Annotated in this window: 14 protein-coding genes; 11 read left to right on the forward strand and 3 right to left on the reverse strand. The window is 44.1% G+C overall.

Annotated features, from left to right (window positions below; translation table 11 throughout):
- Window positions 1–176: 176 nt before the first annotated feature.
- From C5745_RS08945 to C5745_RS08955, 3 genes are read left to right on the forward strand one after another with little or no spacing between them, the layout of a single operon-like run.
- Complete coding sequence (locus C5745_RS08945; protein ID WP_105716662.1) at window positions 177–1,670, forward strand: malate:quinone oxidoreductase; 1,494 nt, start codon at window positions 177–179, stop codon at window positions 1,668–1,670.
- A gap of 35 nt (window positions 1,671–1,705) precedes the next feature.
- Window positions 1,706–2,317 carry a nicotinamide riboside transporter PnuC gene (gene pnuC, locus C5745_RS08950; protein WP_105716663.1) on the forward strand — a complete coding sequence of 204 codons (612 nt, stop codon included), beginning with the start codon at window positions 1,706–1,708 and terminating at the stop codon, window positions 2,315–2,317.
- A gap of 4 nt (window positions 2,318–2,321) precedes the next feature.
- Window positions 2,322–3,389, forward strand: coding sequence for an acyl-CoA dehydrogenase family protein (locus C5745_RS08955; RefSeq protein ID WP_133166328.1), 1,068 nt, complete (start codon window positions 2,322–2,324; stop codon window positions 3,387–3,389).
- Here C5745_RS08955 and C5745_RS08960 read toward each other — a convergent pair.
- On the reverse strand, window positions 3,386–5,122 hold the full coding sequence (locus tag C5745_RS08960) for a thiamine pyrophosphate-dependent enzyme (RefSeq protein WP_105716665.1): 1,737 nt from the start codon (window positions 5,120–5,122) through the stop codon (window positions 3,386–3,388). The genes C5745_RS08955 and C5745_RS08960 overlap by 4 nt on opposite strands.
- 211 nt (window positions 5,123–5,333) lie before the next feature.
- Here C5745_RS08960 and C5745_RS08965 point away from each other — a divergent pair, with 211 nt between their 5' ends.
- The 7 genes from C5745_RS08965 to C5745_RS08995 all read left to right on the forward strand — a co-directional run bounded on the left by C5745_RS08965 (window position 5,334) and on the right by C5745_RS08995 (window position 17,144).
- On the forward strand, window positions 5,334–5,876 hold the full coding sequence (locus C5745_RS08965; protein ID WP_165793056.1) for an RNA polymerase sigma factor: 543 nt from the start codon (window positions 5,334–5,336) through the stop codon (window positions 5,874–5,876).
- Window positions 5,877–5,927: 51 nt separating this feature from the next.
- Complete coding sequence (locus C5745_RS08970; protein ID WP_105716667.1) at window positions 5,928–7,067, forward strand: FecR family protein; 1,140 nt, start codon at window positions 5,928–5,930, stop codon at window positions 7,065–7,067.
- Window positions 7,068–7,170: 103 nt separating this feature from the next.
- Window positions 7,171–10,482: a SusC/RagA family TonB-linked outer membrane protein gene (locus C5745_RS08975; RefSeq protein WP_105716668.1), complete on the forward strand. Its 3,312-nt coding sequence runs from the start codon at window positions 7,171–7,173 to the stop codon at window positions 10,480–10,482.
- A 22-nt stretch (window positions 10,483–10,504) separates the two neighbouring features.
- On the forward strand, window positions 10,505–12,193 hold the full coding sequence (locus C5745_RS08980) for a RagB/SusD family nutrient uptake outer membrane protein (protein ID WP_105716669.1): 1,689 nt from the start codon (window positions 10,505–10,507) through the stop codon (window positions 12,191–12,193).
- A 1-nt stretch (window position 12,194) separates the two neighbouring features.
- The gene (locus C5745_RS08985; RefSeq protein ID WP_105716670.1) at window positions 12,195–14,204 is read left to right on the forward strand and encodes an FAD-dependent oxidoreductase; all 2,010 of its coding nucleotides are present in this window, start codon (window positions 12,195–12,197) and stop codon (window positions 14,202–14,204) included.
- Window positions 14,205–14,211: 7 nt separating this feature from the next.
- Window positions 14,212–15,864, forward strand: coding sequence for an FAD-dependent oxidoreductase (locus tag C5745_RS08990; protein ID WP_105716914.1), 1,653 nt, complete (start codon window positions 14,212–14,214; stop codon window positions 15,862–15,864).
- Window positions 15,865–16,073: 209 nt separating this feature from the next.
- The gene (locus tag C5745_RS08995; RefSeq protein ID WP_105716671.1) at window positions 16,074–17,144 is read left to right on the forward strand and encodes a PA0069 family radical SAM protein; all 1,071 of its coding nucleotides are present in this window, start codon (window positions 16,074–16,076) and stop codon (window positions 17,142–17,144) included.
- Between the two features lie 46 nt (window positions 17,145–17,190).
- On the opposite strand, the gene C5745_RS09000 is transcribed toward C5745_RS08995, so the two are convergent.
- Both C5745_RS09000 and C5745_RS09005 read right to left on the reverse strand, forming a co-directional pair.
- On the reverse strand, window positions 17,191–17,595 hold the full coding sequence (locus C5745_RS09000; RefSeq protein ID WP_105716672.1) for a DUF5606 family protein: 405 nt from the start codon (window positions 17,593–17,595) through the stop codon (window positions 17,191–17,193).
- A gap of 13 nt (window positions 17,596–17,608) precedes the next feature.
- The gene (locus C5745_RS09005; RefSeq protein WP_105716673.1) at window positions 17,609–18,067 is read right to left on the reverse strand and encodes a peptidylprolyl isomerase; all 459 of its coding nucleotides are present in this window, start codon (window positions 18,065–18,067) and stop codon (window positions 17,609–17,611) included.
- A 151-nt stretch (window positions 18,068–18,218) separates the two neighbouring features.
- Between C5745_RS09005 and radC the strand changes: the two genes are divergently transcribed.
- The gene (radC, locus tag C5745_RS09010; RefSeq protein ID WP_105716915.1) at window positions 18,219–18,905 is read left to right on the forward strand and encodes a RadC family protein; all 687 of its coding nucleotides are present in this window, start codon (window positions 18,219–18,221) and stop codon (window positions 18,903–18,905) included.
- Window positions 18,906–18,914: the final 9 nt, after the last annotated feature.

The following is an 18,914-nucleotide window of genomic DNA, read 5'->3' on the forward strand; positions in this document are numbered from 1 at the left end:
GTAACATTTTTCAGGAATATGACGAGCCCATGAATAGTGATATTCATGGGTTTTTATTTTTTGGTTAAATGCGATGCAGCCCTCTTAAAAAAATAACAAGAATAATGAAAGAATTTTGACACTTTCATTCGGTTATAACCAATTTGAATGTTAATTTTGTACGCAATTTTGAAACTATGGGTAAAAAAGCTAAAAAATCTGAAGTCGATGTCGTATTGATTGGTGCAGGTATCATGAGCGCTACGTTGGGGACTTTAATCAATGAGCTGAGTCCTGATATTAATATCGAAATCATCGAACGGCTGGACGTTGTTGCGGCTGAAAGTTCAGATGCCTGGAATAATGCTGGTACAGGGCATTCGGCGTTATGCGAATTAAATTACACGCCAGAACAACCCGATGGCAGTGTGAAAATAGATAAGGCTATTAATATTGCCGAGCAATTTGAGATTTCCAAACAGTTTTGGGCCTACTTGGTAGAAAAAGGAATTCTAAAAGAGCCTACTGAATTTATCCGTCAAGTGCCACACATGAGTGCCGTATTCGGCGAGAAGGATGTTCAATTTTTGCGCACGCGCTATACCGCAATGGAAAAAGAGAACTTATTTAAAGGTATGGTGTATACCGAGGACAAAGGGGTTTTAGAAGACTGGATACCACTTATGATGGAGGGGCGATCGAAAAACGAAGTGATGGCTGCCACACGCATGGAAATAGGGACCGATGTAAATTTTGGTTCGCTTACGCGTGATTTGGTTCGTCACCTACAAACGAAGGATAATATTAAGCTATCACTCAACCAGGAAGTACGTGATATAGAACGCGAAGAGGATGGCCGTTGGGAAGTGGAAACCAAAGATTTGAACACAGGCGAAAGGCGTAAAATAAAAGCGAGGTTTGTGTTTATTGGCGCAGGAGGCCGTTCTTTACTTCTTCTAGAAAAATCCGGGATACCCGAGGCAAAAGGATATGGCGGGTTTCCGGTCGGTGGGCAGTGGCTACGCTGTACCAATAAGGAGATTATAGAAAAGCATCATGCTAAAGTATATGGAAAAGCATCGGTAGGTGCACCTCCCATGTCTGTTCCTCACCTAGATACTCGCTATATTGACGGTGAACAGGCACTATTGTTCGGACCGTATGCAGGTTTTTCGACGAAGTTCTTAAAAAAAGGTTCTTATTTTGATCTTCCAGCATCTATCAAACTGTCGAACATTAAACCCATGCTTTCGGCGGGTCTGCATAATTTGGATTTAACAAAATATCTGATTACTGAAGTCATGAAAAGCCCTTCGGATAAATTGGATGCGTTAAAACAATTTATGCCAACAGCGGAGTTGGAGGATTGGAAAGTCGAAGTTGCGGGGCAGCGAGTACAGGTTATAAAAAAAGATCCAAAACATGGTGGTATCTTAGAATTTGGTACGGAAGTAGTCTCAAGTGCCGATGGTTCCATCGCAGCTTTATTAGGGGCATCTCCGGGGGCGTCTACGTCTGTGCCCATCATGATTAACCTATTGAAACGTTGTTTCCCCGAAAGAGCAAAATCGGATGAATACCGCAAAAAGCTTCGTGAGCTTGTCCCATCGTGGGGTAAAAGTTTAAATGATGACCCTGCTTTATGTGAATCGGTTAGAAATCGTTCGAAAGACGCTTTACAATTAGCGTAAGCTAACAACATACTTTATGGGATGTTTGGGGCCATATGCATATAACTGAATTTGTTGAACAGATACAAAATAGTTTTCTTCAGACCTCTTGGTTAGAGCGGCTAGCGGTGCTTTTTGGTGTTGTGCAGGTATTACTATCCCGTAAAAACAAAATATCCAATTATTTCTTTGGCATCGTTGGCATTTGCCTGACCATTTCCGTGTTGTACGGCGCTAAGCTATATGCCGAGATATTGCTACATGCGTATTATTTGGTTATGAGTATTTATGGCTTGTGGTACTGGAAATTTAGAAACCAAAGTCAACAACAAATACACATTACCCGATGTGGTCCGCAAGATTGGTCTATCGTTGCTGGCATCGTTGTAGTCGGTTATTTCATACTGTTCGGTTTTTTGACATACTTTACTGATTCTGATGTACCCGTAATGGATGCATTTGTTTCCAGCACGGCTTGGGCGGGGATGTGGCTACTTGCCAAACGAAAAATTGAAAACTGGATATTATTGAATATAAGTAACTTCGTGGCCGTACCTTTGTTATTTTATAAGGGACTTTATCTTTTTGCTTGTTTGACCATATTCCTGTTTATTGTCGCTATATCCGGCTATATAAAATGGAGGAAAATTATGTCTAGTCAATTTTAATTTTATGATGCTTAATACTGAAACTCGACACGTTATCAGCGATAATGTGCTTGCAAGTATCCGGAGAAAGACATTGACCCCCGAATTATTACAACTAATATCTCGGCAAAATTGGTTTAATTTATGGGTTCCTAAAGTTTATGGGGGACTAAATGCTGAACTGAAAGAGGGGTGTCAGTTGCTGGAGGAATTGGCATACATTGATGGTGGTTTTGCTTGGACGGTAACCCTTTGTGCGGGAGCTAATATGTTTGCGGGATTTATTAACCCTGCCGTGGCGGAAATAATTTTCAAGCAGGAACAAGTCTGTTGGGGCGGAAGCGGTATGCCTTCTGGACGAGCTGATAAAGAAGGAGACCATTTTATTATCACTGGCTCGTGGAAGTACGCTACGGGAGCCCCTCACTTAACTCATTTTACCTTGAACGCTTGGGTATATGAAGATGGAGAACCTGTGCTTGACACCGGCGGAAGTCAGGTCTACCGTTCGTTTTTTGTAGATCGTGAGCATGTACTTATTCATTACGATTGGGATACGTTTGGGTTAGAATGTACGGCAAGTCATAGTTTTTCTATTAATGAGTTGAAAGTTCCGCAAGGACGCGCTTTTGATCTGCACCCGGACTGCCGCACGAGCGATGAGCCTATTTTTTATTATCCATTCATGACCTTTGCAGAATGCACATTAGCCGTTAATTATATCGGTATGTTTCGTCGCTTTCTTGACCTGTTCGAAAAACAGCTTCTTGTTAAATCGTCTGATCCTGAATGGGTGAAGACAAACGGAAAAATATTATTTAAAAAAGTAGATGCGGTGAGGAGCACTTTTGACAAAAAAGCCAAACGTCTTTATCAACTCATAGACGAGACATGGAAGGAGACAGAACCCGACACCTTACTTATAGCGGAAATAGCTGATTTAAGCAGAGCGTTGGTTAGCGATGTTCGGACTGGAACAATAGACTTATTTCCCTACACAGGCATTGCGGGCGCACAGCGTGAGAATGAATTGAATATCGTTTTTCGTCATATTTTTACAGCTTCGCAACACGCTTTATTGAATAGAAGCTAAAAGACATCTTCGATGTGCTTGTAATTACTTTTAATGATATTGGCAACATCTTTAAAATCGCCGTGAAGCATCATCTTGCCCATGGAAGATGCCATTCCTTTTAATTGCTCAAATTCTATTTTCGGCGGCATGGCGAGCGAGTCTGGATTGGTATATACATGAATCAAGGCAGGTCCGTTAACAGCGAATGCGTTTTGCAATGTTCTCTCTACATCTTCGGGAGAATCTACCGTAAAGTTATTCATGCCCATCGCATCACCGACTTTCGCAAAATCAGGATTGACCATATCGGTTTCACCATCGGGGAGCCCTTCTACCTGCATTTCTAACCTTACCATGCCTAGCGATCGGTTATCGAATACGACGATTTTTATAGGCAGTTTATATTGCACGACGGTCGCCAAATCGCCCATCATCATGGAAAGCCCTCCGTCGCCACAAAGTGCTATAACCTGCTGGGTTGGTCTAGCCAAAGCAGCTCCTATTGCATGCGGTAGGGCATTCGCCATTGATCCGTGAGTAAACGAACCCAATAATACCCGTTTTCCCGTAGCCTGTAAATATCGTGCTCCCCATACACAGCACATTCCGGTATCCACCGTAAAGATAGCGTCGTCATCTGCCAATTTATTGATGATATCTGTTAGGAATTCGGGAGATATGGCGCGTTGTTTCCCGGTATCCTCTACATAGGTGCGAAGCGATTTCTTAACGTCTTCATATTTATCTAATTGTTTTTGCAAGAATGCGTCATCCTTTTTTTCTTCTAGGAAGGGGAGTAATGCTGCCAAGGTGTCTTTTATATTCCCAGCCAAGCCCAACGATACTTTAGCCTTACGCCCGAGACGCTCGGGGCGTTTATCTACTTGTATAATTTCGAGATCATCGGGCATAAACTCCTTATACGGGAAATCCGTACCCAGAAGCAATAATAGTTCTGCATGATGCATTGCGTAAAAGGCTGAGGGCAATCCAAGCAATCCGGTCATGCCCACTTCATAGGGATTATTATATTGTATGCCCATTTTGCCTCGAAAGGAATAAGCCACGGGTGATTTCAGCAAGCCTGCCAATGCGATGATTTCAGTATGTGCTTCGCTCGCACCAAATCCGCAGAAAATGGTGATCTTGGAAGCCTTATTTAATCGCTGAGCCAGTTCGCGCAGCTCATTGTCTGCAGGTCGGAAAACCGGACGTTGCTTCAAAAGGTAGGGCGTAACACTGCTTTCTTCCGCTTTTTCTTTACTGAGATCTCCCGGAAGTCCCAAGACGGCTACTTCTCCCTTGGTATGCGCGTGTTGTAAGGCCGCTTGCAACATGCGCGGAAATTGTTTAGGTGTGGTGGCGATTTCGTTATATCCACTACAATCTGCAAAAAGTTTTATCGTGTTGGTCTCTTGAAAATAACCTGTGCCGAATTCATCCGTCGCACAAGTCGAAGCAATAGCTAATACCGGCACATTGTTGCGCTGTGCCTCATACAACCCATTGATCAGGTGGACATGTCCTGGACCACTGCTTCCTGCGCAACAAGCAATACCATTGAGTTCGGCTTCTGCAGCCGCAGCAAATGCGCCTGTCTCTTCATGTCGCACATGGATCCATTCGATGTCGGTAGATCGGCGTACCGCGTCGTTCACTTCGTTCAAGCTGTCGCCGGCAACTGCGTAAATACGTTTAATGCCTGCCTGCGCTATCGTTTCTACGAGTTGGTCTGCTATTAGTTTTGCCATATTGTTTTTGTAAAAGAGTTGACAGTACGAGGATTACCTATTAAACACGGTAGGTAGCAAATGGTTTTAAAGTAGATGATAACCATTTTGATAATCAGACCCAAATTTGATTTGTAAATAAAAATATTTAATATTGCTCTCACAATTATAATCCAGTGTTTCATTGAATCGGTCAAAGCACATATATACAGCCTATAGTTTAGACGAACTCTTGAAGCTTGTAAGAGAGTCGGATTGTCTTGCATTTGATGAATTGTATCGCCGTACCTGGAAGAAATTATACATTCATGCTTTCCAAAAATTACGAGATGAAGATTTGGCTAAAGATGTGGTTCAAGAAGTTTTTGTAGACTTTTGGAATAAAAGGCAGCTAAGAAACATTCACCATGTAAACGCTTATTTAATACAAGCAGTCAAATTTAAAGTGATTGACAGATTCAGAAAAAAAGATTTTATCGTGGAAGAAGTTGAATGTTTTGCAGAGGTGTTAGCGAATAGTGAGTTCTCAGATAGTAAATTGCTGGACAAAGAATTGAACGATCTTCTCCAATATTGGATCAGTCAACTTCCGAACAAGCGAAAAGAGATCTTTTTGTTAAGATATGAGGAGGACTTGAGCACGGAAGAAATAGGGAAACTATTGAATATATCTACAAAAACCGTTCAAAATCAGATTCTTAATGCGACTACGTTTCTCCGTAGTTTAATGCAGAAAATTTTATTTCTAATTTCTTTATTTTTTTTTGGGAGTTGACAGTGCTTTTCACGACATATAAGAAAGCAACGATTATAGATCATTTCTCGTATGTCTGGGAATTCAAATAGAATAAAAAGCAAGCTGTCGGCAATCTTCAAAAGATATGTCAATGGTGAAGCATCTGCTGAAGAGAAGCGTTTCGTAGAACGATTTTACCAACAGGTTGGCGATCAAGAACATGCAAATCTCAATTTCGACCGCTTGGGACAGGAAATTAAAGAGACTATTGACAACCAAATATCGTCAAAAAATAAGATCATAAAACTTAGCCACGATCCCTATATCCGGCTTGCCGCTTGTCTGTTGTTCGTATGTACCGTGGCTTTTATCGTTTTCCGTATTAGTGGATCTGATAGTCCTTCGAAGAGTCCGCAAACTATCACTGTAAAGAAAGAAAATCCAATTTTGTCTGTTGGTACCGAGAAATCTTATCCGCTGGACGAAGATATACAGGATAGTGCGAGTTATCGCATCATTGACGATCAAAAGGTGTTTCTGCTATCATCTCTAGCTCAGGAAATAGATGATGCGCCGAGGAAAATTACGAATCCCACTAAACAAGTTTTTACGTTTTTATTGGATGATGGAAGCCAAGTTTGGTTGAACGCTCATTCTTCGATCGAATTTATGCCTAGCTTCAATAAGACCGAACGTATTGTGCATGTATCAGGCGAAGTAAGTTTAGATGTCGCCAAGCGTGAGCAGGACGGTAAACCGATGCCTTTTTTAGTCAAAACGCCATTGCAGACGGTAGAGGTCTTGGGAACAGAGTTTAGTGTGAATACGCAAGAGGCTGATGAAGAATGTGTAGTCTTGCTTGAAGGAAAAATAAAACTAAAGCACAATAAATATAATACTTCTGTGGTGCTCAAGCCGAATCAAAAAGCGTTTTTAAGCCCGGGCAATAATCGTATACTCGTAGCATCCGCGGATGAGAACAACAAGGTTCGTGCGTGGCGCAAAGGGCTCTTTCATTTTGAAGGAGAGCGGGTGGCAGACGTTATGAAAGAACTCGCACAATGGTACGAGCAGCCTATTCAAGTAAGCCCGGCTATACGAAACTTACCTATTACAGGTATGATAACTCGGTATGAGCAGTTGACTGATGTATTACAGATTATAGAAATGACGAATAATATAACATTTGTAGAAGAGAAAGGAGTGATGTATGTAGCGGCGAATGAATAAACCTAGAGGGAAGATAAAAAATTAGAGGTGCGGCGAACACCTCTAATGAAGAGGACGCTTTTTAGCGGCCCCATGTATTGATCATGTTTAAATCAACATTCAAATGTATAAATTACTAACGAGAATTAATACACTAAAAAGGTGTAAAGGGAGATTATTGTACCTAATTATTGTCGCAAACCTGATAGTAATATGGCCTGCACTCGGACTTGGGCAGGTTTTGCGTCAGCTAATTACCGTTGAGTTTAAAAATGCGACCATAAAAGATGCTTTTAAGGAACTCAACAATTTAGCTGGTGTCAAATTTATGTACTCGTCCAAGGATTTGGACGAAAACAAAAAGGTATCTGGAAAGTTTGTTGACAAATCGACAGCATCTGTTATTGATTTTCTGCTTTCAGGACAAAACGTGACGTATTCGGTCAGAGATAATACGATCATCATCCGCAAGGTGACGCAAAGCAAGCAACAACTTGTACAGCAGCGGTCTCTCACCGGACAGGTTGTTGACGAGCAGGGGAAACCCTTGGGGAATGTCACCGTAAAGACCAACACCAACTTGCGTCAAACCGTGACAGACGATAATGGTAATTTTAGTATCGCTGTAGCAGCTGATGACCATCAACTTATTTTTACTTTACTTGGTTATAGTCCGTCGAAGGTTGACTTGACCGGACAAACCAACTACACGGTGCGTCTGACTAATGCCGAACAGGGGTTAGACGAGGTGGTGGTGGTCGGGTATGGCACACAAAAGAAGGTGAATTTGACGGGCGCGGTATCATCCGTGTCGGGGGAAGATATCGCTGCGCGCCCCGCCGGTCAAACATCTGCCGCTCTCCAGGGGCTGGCTCCAGGGGTGACTGTTACGCAGCGCTCCGGACAACCCGGAGCTGATGGAGGAAATATTCGGATCCGTGGTATCGGAACGACAGGAAATGCCAATCCGATGGTATTGATTGATGGGGTAGAAGGTTCTATGAACAACATTGATCCAAACTTAATTGAATCGGTCTCCATATTAAAAGATGCAGCATCTGCATCTATTTACGGGTCTCGTGCGGCAAATGGCGTGATTTTGATTACGACGAAAAGAGGTGTTGGGGATAAGGTATCGATTTCGTATAACAATTATTTTGGATGGCAATCGCCTACCAATATGCCGGATATCGTGAATGCTCTGGACCACATGTCACTGACAAATGAAGCGTATACCAATGTAGGCAGTTCACCTCTCTATTCCGAGGAATTGATGGACGCTTATCGTGCGCAGGGTAATGGCAGCAGCGATCTTTATCCAAATACCGACTGGCAAAAAGAATCGTTAACAGGATCTGGATTTCAACAGAGTCATTTCTTGACCATCAACGGTGGAACGGATAAGGTAAAAATGCTGGCGTCATTTGGGTATTTCGACCAAAACGGATTGACGGCGAACAGTAATTTTAAACGATACACCATCCGGAATAATATGGATATTACGTTTTCCGAGAGACTATCGGCCAGAGTAGATTTACAGTATGTAAATCCGATTTTGACCTCGCCATCGGCAGGAATTGCAAATATTTTCCAATGGATGAACAGTATTCCGGCCAATCAGTCTTTTCGGAATTCCGACGGTACCTGGGGCTTAGGGTGGAATGGGAGTAATCCTGTTTCTGCGGCGCAAGATGGTGGCATGTCCATAAACAAGTCGCCATTTGGCAGCATCAATGCCTTTCTTACCTATAAACCCGTCGACTGGTTGACTGCTGAACTGAACTATGCGCCGAAATACTCAACGGATGTGAATAAGAATTTTAGGCAGGTGGTGCAATCCTATTATGCAGATGGTTCGCCGGCATATGCCGTTCCCCAACGTTCTGCACTTACTCAACGAAATGCCCAGCAGTTGTACAACAATATGCGCGCCACCCTGACAGTTGACAAGTCGATTTCCGATCATACCCTCCGCTGGCTAATCGGGGCATCGCGAGAGGATTTTACCGAGGAATGGATACAGGGATTTCGTGACACGTATGTGTTGCCAGAATTCCCGGTATTAGACGCAGGTCAAGCCGTGAACCAGCAGGCAACCGGTAGTGCATCTGAATGGGCGTTGCAGTCTTTTTTTTCACGGCTGAACTACGATTACAAGGAAAAATACTTACTGGAAGTTAATGCACGTTATGATGGGTCCTCGCGGTTTTTGAAAGGGAATCGTTATGGATTCTTCCCGTCCGCTTCGGCAGGATGGCGGTTTTCAGAAGAACCATTTATGGAGAATACTAAACACTGGCTGGTCGAAGGTAAAGTGCGTGTGTCGTGGGGGAGATTGGGAAATCAGAACATCGGTACCTATCCGGCTGTGGCAGCGTTGGATCTCGGGTCTTACACGCTGGGAGGAGGAATTATTGGTACGGCAGCGTTGAACAATCTTTCTAATCCCAACATTACTTGGGAAAGCACCGAGGAAAAGAATATAGGGTTGGATTTGACGTTGTTTAGCCGATTGAATCTAACAGCAGATTACTATTATCGAAAAACCAATGATATTCTGCTTTTGTTGGATATCCCGATGATTATAGGTTTAGCTGCACCGTACCAAAATGTTGGTGTAGTGGAGAATAGAGGATGGGAGTTTGCAGCTACATATAACAGCGATTTTCAGCGTGAGTTCCGTTATAGTATAACAGCCAATCTTTCTGATGTGAAAAACAAGGTATTGGATATGCGCGGGGTCAACAATACGGGTTTGACCGTAAACCGTGAAGGTTATCCCATCGGATCGATTTTTGGCTATGAAGTGGAGGGCTATTTCCAGTCCGAAGAAGAGATAGCTGACCATCCTACACAATTTGGGACACTTGCGCCGGGCGATATCAAATATGCAAACCAAAATGACGACGGCATCATCAATGAAACCGACAAGGTGGTTATCGGAAGTACGGTGCCACGTTACACATATTCACTGAATGGTTCAGCGTCCTATAAAGGTTTTGATGCAAGCATATTACTACAAGGCGTTGGCAAGGCGGATGGCTATCTCTATGGAGCCGGAATCCAACCGTTTACCACAACGGGTGCCATCGGAGGAACAATCCGGGAAGATAATAAGGACCGTTGGACGCCGGAAAATCGGGATGCGACTTATCCACGATTGGCCTTCGGACAGAATAATAATGCGCAGGCTTCCCAGTTCTGGATGCGGGATGCAGCTTATCTAAGGCTTAAAAATGCACAGATTGGGTATACGTTTCCACAAGCATGGCTGTCAAGAACCCGTATTCAGCGACTACGGATTTTTGCCAATGGAACGAATTTGTTTAGCGTAGACGATTTTTGGGATGGATACGATGTGGAAGCACCTGTCGGGACGGGCAATTTTTACCCGCAGGTAAAGGTATACACCTTTGGATTGGATATCACTTTTTAGCATAGTTAAATTATAGTAAATCATGAAAAGAATGTGTCATATATTTGTTTCGACGGCGGTTGTATTTTTTATTACACTTCAGTCGTGCGAAAGTTACTTGGACCGTAAGCCACTTTTCGGTCCGTCGGACGAGGATTACTTCAACAATGCAGACGAATTAAGCTTGGCCGTTAGCGGTTTGTATAGTGCAATGACTTACCACGCATCAGATGGTATACCCGTGAATCTTACACAGGATGCTATTTCTGATCTCGGTTGGGACCGAAATACGTCGCCGTTACAATCCCTTGGCCGTGGCGATCACGACAGTAACAATGACTACGTGATCAATATCTGGCGGGAAGCATATAAGGTGATTGGCAAGTGCAATTTTATTTTGGACAACATGCATAAATTGGAAGGAGAGATGGACATGGCGCTGTACGAACGTTATCAAGCAGAAACTCGGTTTGTGCGTGCGTTCACCTATCAATATTTGGCTGACTTCTTCGGTGGTGTGCCTCTCGCGAAAAGCCGACTGACCTTGGATAGCGCGCTGATACCGAAAGCTCCTCAGGAAGAAGTTGTAGATTTTGTACTTCAAGAATTGTATGAAGCGGCTGAGATGCTGCCAGAAAGTTACGGGGCAGCTGACATAGGACGTGCTACGAAAGGAGCAGCGCTGGCTATACGTGCCCGGGCAGCGTTGAATAACGGAAGATGGAGTGAAGCGATTAAATCTACCAAAGCGGTAATGGATATGGAGATTTATTCGCTTCATCCGAATTTCGGGGAATTGTTTTCTTATGCGGGACAATCTTCCCAGGAGATTATATTCGCTTTCCAATATTTAAGGGATCAGGGGACTAGGACCCATGTCGCTCCGCGAGCTTTCCTTTCCCGAAATGCACAGGGGCACTCTAATAAAATTCCTTCCCAAGCGTTGATAGACCTATATACCTGTACAGATGGACTGGAGATTGATGAAAGTCAACTATATGACCCGGAAAAGCCATTTGAAAATCGCGATCCGCGCTTGGGCTACACGGTTGCTCTTCCTGGTACCGAGTTTTTCGGGTTTCAGTTTGAGACTCATAAGGATAGTACGCAGTGCTGGAATTACGCGTACAATACGTCAGTCCCAGTCCGTATAGGGAATCAGGAAGCAACCAATGCCTATGCAACCTTTTCAGGCTATTGCTGGAAAAAATACGTCGACTTTGAAGATAAAGATTTCGTCGCTAACTCCGAGTTAAACATCATTCAATCGCGTTATGCCGAAGTACTTTTGATTTATGCGGAAGCGAAAATTGAGGCTGGTGAAATCGACCAGTCGGTCTATGATGCATTAAACCAAGTACGACAGCGATCTTCAGTAGAAATGCCGCCAATTGCTTTAGACAAAACGCAAGCTGAACTACGAGAACTTGTCCGCAAAGAGCGGGCATATGAATTAGCGAATGAAGGGTTTAGGATGGTTGATCTACGACGTTGGGAGTTGGCTGAAAAAATAATGAACGGTACGGTTTACGGTCGTATTCCCAGAGGCTTATTAGCGACTGCGCCTAAAATCGATATAGACGGGTTTGTCGATTATTCAGCTGTTCCGAATCGAGGCGAGATGAGGGTAATCGAAAATCGCAAGTTCAATGCACAGCGTGATTACCTATGGCCTATTCCGAATATTGAGACCGTAACGAATCCTAATCTTGAACAAAATCCAAATTACTAATATGAAACATCTTAAAAGTTATTTGTTTACTTTACTATGGATAGGAATGATTGCTACTAGTCAATCCCAGACAAAAGAATATGATCTTTGCATTTACGGTGGTACCTCTGCCGGTGTGGTGGCAGCCTATACGGCATCTAAAGCCGGCAAATCAGTTATCCTAGTTGATCCGGGCCAAATGCTTGGTGGTTTGACCTCCGGTGGACTGGGGCAGACCGATATTGGTAACAAGTATGTGGTGCGTGGTTTAGCACTGGACTTCTACCGTAAAATTGGCAAACACTACGGCGGATTTGAACAGTGGATATTTGAGCCGAAAGTCGCCGAAGGCTTGTTCAAGCAGTATATGGAGAACTGCAAAGCAGAGATGCACCACGGACAGCTGTTGCTCGACGTGGAAAAAAGTGGAACAGAGATCACATTAGTCCGGTTTCAACCTGTAGATGGACCCGAAAAACCTGCTATGGCAGTCAAGGCTAAGGTGTATATGGACTGTACATATGAGGGAGATCTGTTCGCTGCGGCGGGAGTCTCCTACCACGTGGGAAGAGAAGCCAACAGTGTGTACGGTGAGACAATAAACGGAGTACAGTTGATGAAAGGACACCAGTTTCCTGATGGGGTCGACCCGTATGTAGAGCGAGGCAATCCTGCCAGCGGATTGCTGTGGGGGATACGCGATGGTAAGCTGCAGCCCGATGGTACAGGGGACAAAAAGGTACAGGCCTACAATTTCCGCATTGCGCTGACTAACGTGCCGGAAAATCGAATACCGATTACCGAACCGGATAATTACAACCCCTCGCGTTACGAGCTGCTCCGCAGACAGAAGGAAATCCAGCCGTGGAAAGCACTTGCCGATGTATTTATCTGGAGTTTGATGCCGAACGGAAAGACCGATATTAACAACCGAAACGGATTTTCCACGGATATGATTGGAGAGAACTGGGACTATCCGGAGGCGGATTACAAACGTAGACAAGAGATTATAAAGGCACATGAGGATTATACCAAAGGACTGCTTTACTTCGTGGGAAACGATTCCTCGGTTCCGGAATTCATTCGTAAACAGATGAAAGAGTGGGGTTATCCGAAAGACGAATACGTGGACAATGGCCATTGGAGTCCTCAGTTATATATACGCGAAGCGCGGCGTATGGTCGGCGAACTGGTGATGACCCAGCACCACTGCCAGGGTAGGGAGGTAGTGGACGATGAAGTTGGCTGGGCTGCCTACACGATGGATTCGCACAACTGTGATCGTTTGGTAGTAAACGGGATGGTGAAAAATGAAGGGAATGTGGAAGTTGGTGGATTCCCGCCGTTCCCGATCTCCTACCGTTCGATCGTTCCGAAATGGGAAGAGGTAACTAATCTATTGGTACCCGTATGTCTTTCGGCAAGTCACATTGCTTTCGGGTCGATCCGTATGGAGCCGGTGTTTATGGTGCTGGCGCAATCGGCTGCTGTGGCTGCATGTTTAGCCATTGATGAGCGTATTCCTGTACAGCAGGTTGATGTGAATAGCATAAAGGCTGAGCTAGCAACAAATCCGAAGGCTGACGGACGTCAACCGGATATCTTAATCAGTAGCACAGACAGAGACGCGGTACATTTTACTGGAACATGGAACCAAAGTATAAGAAAGGGCTACGGTTCTACCTATGTGGAAGCTAACAGCGAAGACGGAGTGAGCACGGCCAGATTTGTAGCAAGTGACTTGAAACCGGGGTGCTACAACGTGTATACTTATTTCCCAAAAACCGCTGAAAGCGCATCCCAGTTTCGATATACGTTGGCACGTGGCGGGCAGGTTTTAGAAAAAACATTAGATTTGTCTGAAATTGAAATTAAAGGACAAACGTCAAGCACTTGGGTGTCATTGGGTGAACTTCACGTAAGCGCAGTGGGCAATGAAACGTTTGTTGAGTTAAGCACCAAAGGTGCAGACGGAATTGTGGCTGCCAATGCGGTGCTATTTGTGCCTGCGGATGACGAAAAAACTAAATAAACTGATAATGAAGTACATTTCTTTTCTATTGCTTATTGCCTTGTACGCCCATGGCGGTTGTAGTAATTTCGATTCGGCTGGGGAGAAAGCTGATATCGTAATCTATGGCGGTACTTCGGCAGCAATCATATCGGCTGTGCAAGCCATTAAGTCGGGCAAATCGGTAATTGTAGTTTCTCCTGACAGGCAGCTGGGAGGATTATCGTCCGGTGGATTAGGATTCACGGATACAGGCGACAAGTCAGTGATCGGCGGCCTGGCACGTGATTTCTACCACCGTCTATACTTGCACTATCAGGATAGCGCTTCTTGGCGTTGGCAAAATCAGGACGAATACGGTAACAAGGGACAGGGCACAGCTGCAATCGATGGAGATAACCGGACGATGTGGATTTTCGAGCCACATGCAGCCGAAAAGGTCTTTGAAGAATACGTAACGGAATATGATATCGACGTTCGTCGTGACGAATGGCTTGACCGAGATTCGGGTGTTGCGATGAAGGACGGGCGGATCGTGTCGATCACCACGCTAAGCGGGAAGACTTACACGGGGAAGATGTTCATTGATGCTACCTACGAGGGGGATCTGATGGCCGCCGCTGGGGTGAGCTACCATGTGGGCCGTGAGGCAAATAGTGTGTACGAGGAGCAATGGAACGGTGTACAGACAGGGGTTTTGCATCACAAGCACTGGTTCGCTACGGACATCAGTCCATACGTGGTTCCGGGAGACAGTACTAGTGGATTGCTATATGGAGTATCGGCAGAGCACCCTGGGGAATATGGGCAGGGTGACCACCGGTTGCAGGCATACTGCTTCCGAATTTGCCTGAGCAATCATCCCGAAAATCGGGTTGAATTTCCGAAACCAGATAATTATAACCCAAATAATTATGAACTATTGGCGCGCGTGTTTGCGTCGGGCTGGCGGGAAACATTCCATAAGTTCGATCCAATCCCAAATAGAAAAACGGACACAAACAACCACGGCCCGTTCAGTACCGACCTCATCGGGATGAATTACGATTACCCCATAGCTTCGTATGAGCGGCGGAAGGAGATCATTAAGGAACATGAGGATTACCAGAAAGGACTGATGTACTTTCTTGCCAACGATGAACGGGTCCCGGCAGATGTACGGGAGGAGATGGCGCAATGGGGGCTGGCCAAGGATGAGTTCGTGGATAACGGGAACTGGCCGCACCAGCTATATATCCGCGAAGCAAGACGGATGATTGGGCAACATGTGATGACCGAGCATGATGTGTTTAGCGATCAGGAGGTTGCTGATCCGGTAGGCATGGGCTCCTATACGCTTGATTCACATAACGTCCAACGTTACATTAAGCCCGATGGATATGTGCAGAATGAGGGAGATATTGGGGTGAAACCGAAGAAGGGGCCTTACCGGATATCCTACGGTTCCTTGATTCCAAAACAGGAGGAATGCACAAACCTGTTGGTTCCGGTTTGTGTTTCGAGTTCTCACATCGCTTTCGGTAGTATTCGAATGGAACCCGTGTTTATGATCCTCGGGCAGAGCGCGGCGTTGGCTGCCGTATTGGCGATTGACAAAGGCACCACTGTGCAGGATGTCGAGTATAGTGCATTGAGAAAACAGTTGGAATTGGAATCTCAAATCCTGGGTAACAAAAAATAAATACGACCTACTGGTATCATTGGCTTTGTCAGCCAAGGTTCTCATGCTTGACCGTTTTTATTAATACGTATAAACGATGGCATCGCTTGACAACAATGAGAGCTGATGAAGTAGATTGTTACGGCCAAACCGTTACAGGGTTAGTGGAAAAGAAATGAAATATTCTCCGGCGACAAACATAAAAACTAATATTTTTAGTATTTTTGTTTATGGATTCGAAGGAAGAAGAGTATTTTAAAGGAAGAGGGGCGCAGCTAAATCCCAATAATAAATTTTTCGGACAGAGCTACGTACAGGAATATATAGAAGGATTGGATGAACCTTTTTTAACATCTGATTCCACGAAATTTATAGCAACATATCCGAAAGCAATTTTATCTAAGGTGGATAGCCCCGATATAGGATTTTACCAGTCGCTGAACCCCTATCAAGGTTGTGAGCACGGCTGTATTTATTGCTATGCCCGTAATTCTCACGAGTATTGGGGATACAGCGCAGGGCTGGATTTTGAACGAAAGATTTTGGTTAAATATAATGCCGTGGAGTTGTTGGAAAAAGAATTTGATAGGAAAGGTTATATTCCAGAGCCGGTCTTTATGTCCGGCAATACGGATTGCTATCAGCCGATCGAAAGGAAGCTGGGGATTACCCGGCAACTTTTAAACACTTTTCTAACCTACAAGCACCCAGTCTCGATCATCAGCAAGAATGTCCTTATGCTTCGCGATTTGGATATACTAGCAGCCCTTGCTGAATTGGGGTTAGTAAGTGTATCGGTGACCATTAATAGCTTGCGGGAAGAAGTGAGAAGGAAGATGGAACCGCGGACGGCAACCGCCACTGCACGACTCAAGCTCATAGAAAAATTGGCCGAGAAAAACATCCCTGTATCGTTAATGATCGCTCCGATTGTTCCGGGAATAAACAGCGACGAGATGCCCGCATTGATAAAGTATGCGGCTGACGCAGGAGCTAGATGGGCTAGTTACACCATTGTACGCCTAAACGGTGCAATCGCGAATATTTTCAGGGACTGGGTATATAAGAATTATCCAGCGGGAGCGGAAAAGATTATACACGGTATAGAAGCTTGTCATGGAGGCAAGCTGAACGACAGCAAATGGGGGAGGAGAATTCGCGGAGACGGCGAAACTGCAGAAGGAATACGACAACTATTCAAGATCGCTGTCAGAAAATATATGGGACAAGAGACTTATCCTGTTCTGCGTACAGACTTATTCGAAAGGCCGAATCGTGACATGCAACTGAGGTTGTTCTAATGTAACATATGTAGAGGCGCAAGTTTATTGCGCCTCTATTAAAACCTTACTGTTGAATCGGTTCTGGTGTTTCCTCTTCAAATAACGGCAATTCTTTGATGATGTTGTACCATGATATAATTTTTTTCATATCAGAGGCATAAACTCTTGACTCGTCATGTCCGGGGGCCACTTCGCGGAAAAACTCACGTAAAGCTTGTCCATTTTTGATATCTGGTGTATGGCTTCCTTTTTCTTTAATGGCTTCAAACACATCGATTAGACGTATTTCTTCTTCTTCACCATAAATGGTGATGTCTTCTAGGGTAGCCATTTTAGTCGTAGATAGATTGACCGTGGATTTGGTTTTTTTATCATCCAAGGTTTCTAATATAAACCCACTTTTACTCTGCCCAATTAATTTAAAAAGGCCAGGTTTTCCCGTAACTGATACTAAAGCTCTTAAATTCATATCTCTTTAGGTTTTACTCTTCAATAACTTCAATTCCTAAGATGCGATCTCCTTGACGGATGTCATCCACGACATCTACATTTTCAATAACTTTACCGAAACAGGTGTGGTTTCGATCTAAATGTGCGGTGTTGTTACGGCTGTGACAGATAAAAAATTGCGAACCGCCCGTATTTCTTCCTGCATGTGCCATCGATAATACACCTCTATCATGATATTGGTTCTCTCCGGTCAATTCGCAATCGATTTTATAACCGGGGCCGCCAGTACCAGGTATACCTGTTGCTCCTTCGCGCGTATTGGGGCAACCACCCTGGATAACGAAATCAGGAATGACACGATGGAATGCTAAGCCGTCGTAATAACCAGATTTTGCCAGTTTGATAAAGTTGGCCACCGTATTTGGAGCGTCTTCCGCATAGAATTGCACGGTCATATCGCCTTTTTCCGTCTTGATAATTGCTTTACTCATGTCTTGATATTTATATGGATTGCAAAGATAAAGTTTCTCTACGAAATGCGAGGCTTGAATCGGTTAAGAATTGTTAATGCGTTTTGTGTTAGTAGATTTGTTTTTACTAAAAAGAATAGTAACTTTAGTGCACCATTATATACTTGTTGTCATGGAAAAACTAATCATTCGGGAATGGTCAGCAGCTGACCGTCCACGAGAAAAGCTATTGGAACAAGGTCGAAGGGCCTTGACAGATGCAGAGTTGATGGCTATCCTTATTGGTTCCGGCTCAAGCAAGGAAACTGCGGTTGAGCTGTGTCGTAGGATATTATCCGATGCTCAAAATAATTTAAATAATATTTCGCGGTTAGAAGTGCCCGACCTATGTCGTTATCATGGTATTGGAGAGGCAAAGGCCATTAGCATTATTGCCGCTTTAGAACTGGGGCGACGTAGAAAAGAGATGGAACCCGAAACGATCTCCGTATTGAACAGCAGTAGGAAGGTTTACGACTATTTTAGGTCTTATATACAAGACTTGGTGCATGAGGAATTTTGGGTACTCTACTTAAATACCGGCTGTAGATTGGTAGATAAGAAAATAATAGGTCGAGGAGGCAATGATTCGACGCCTGTGGATATACGGGTCATTCTCCGATATGCATTGCAAGTACAAGCCGGCTCTCTTGTTTTAATTCACAATCATCCATCAGGTACGCTGCGGCCTAGTAATGCGGATAAATTAATTACAAAAAGAATTGTTACAGCCGCCGAGCTGATGGATATAAGGGTGAATGACCACATTATCTTCACGGATACTTCTTATTTCAGCTTCCGTGATGAGGGATTGTTGTAAAAAGTGATG

The sequence above is a fragment of the Sphingobacterium haloxyli genome (assembly GCF_002980525.1).
Lineage (GTDB): Bacteria > Bacteroidota > Bacteroidia > Sphingobacteriales > Sphingobacteriaceae > Sphingobacterium > Sphingobacterium haloxyli.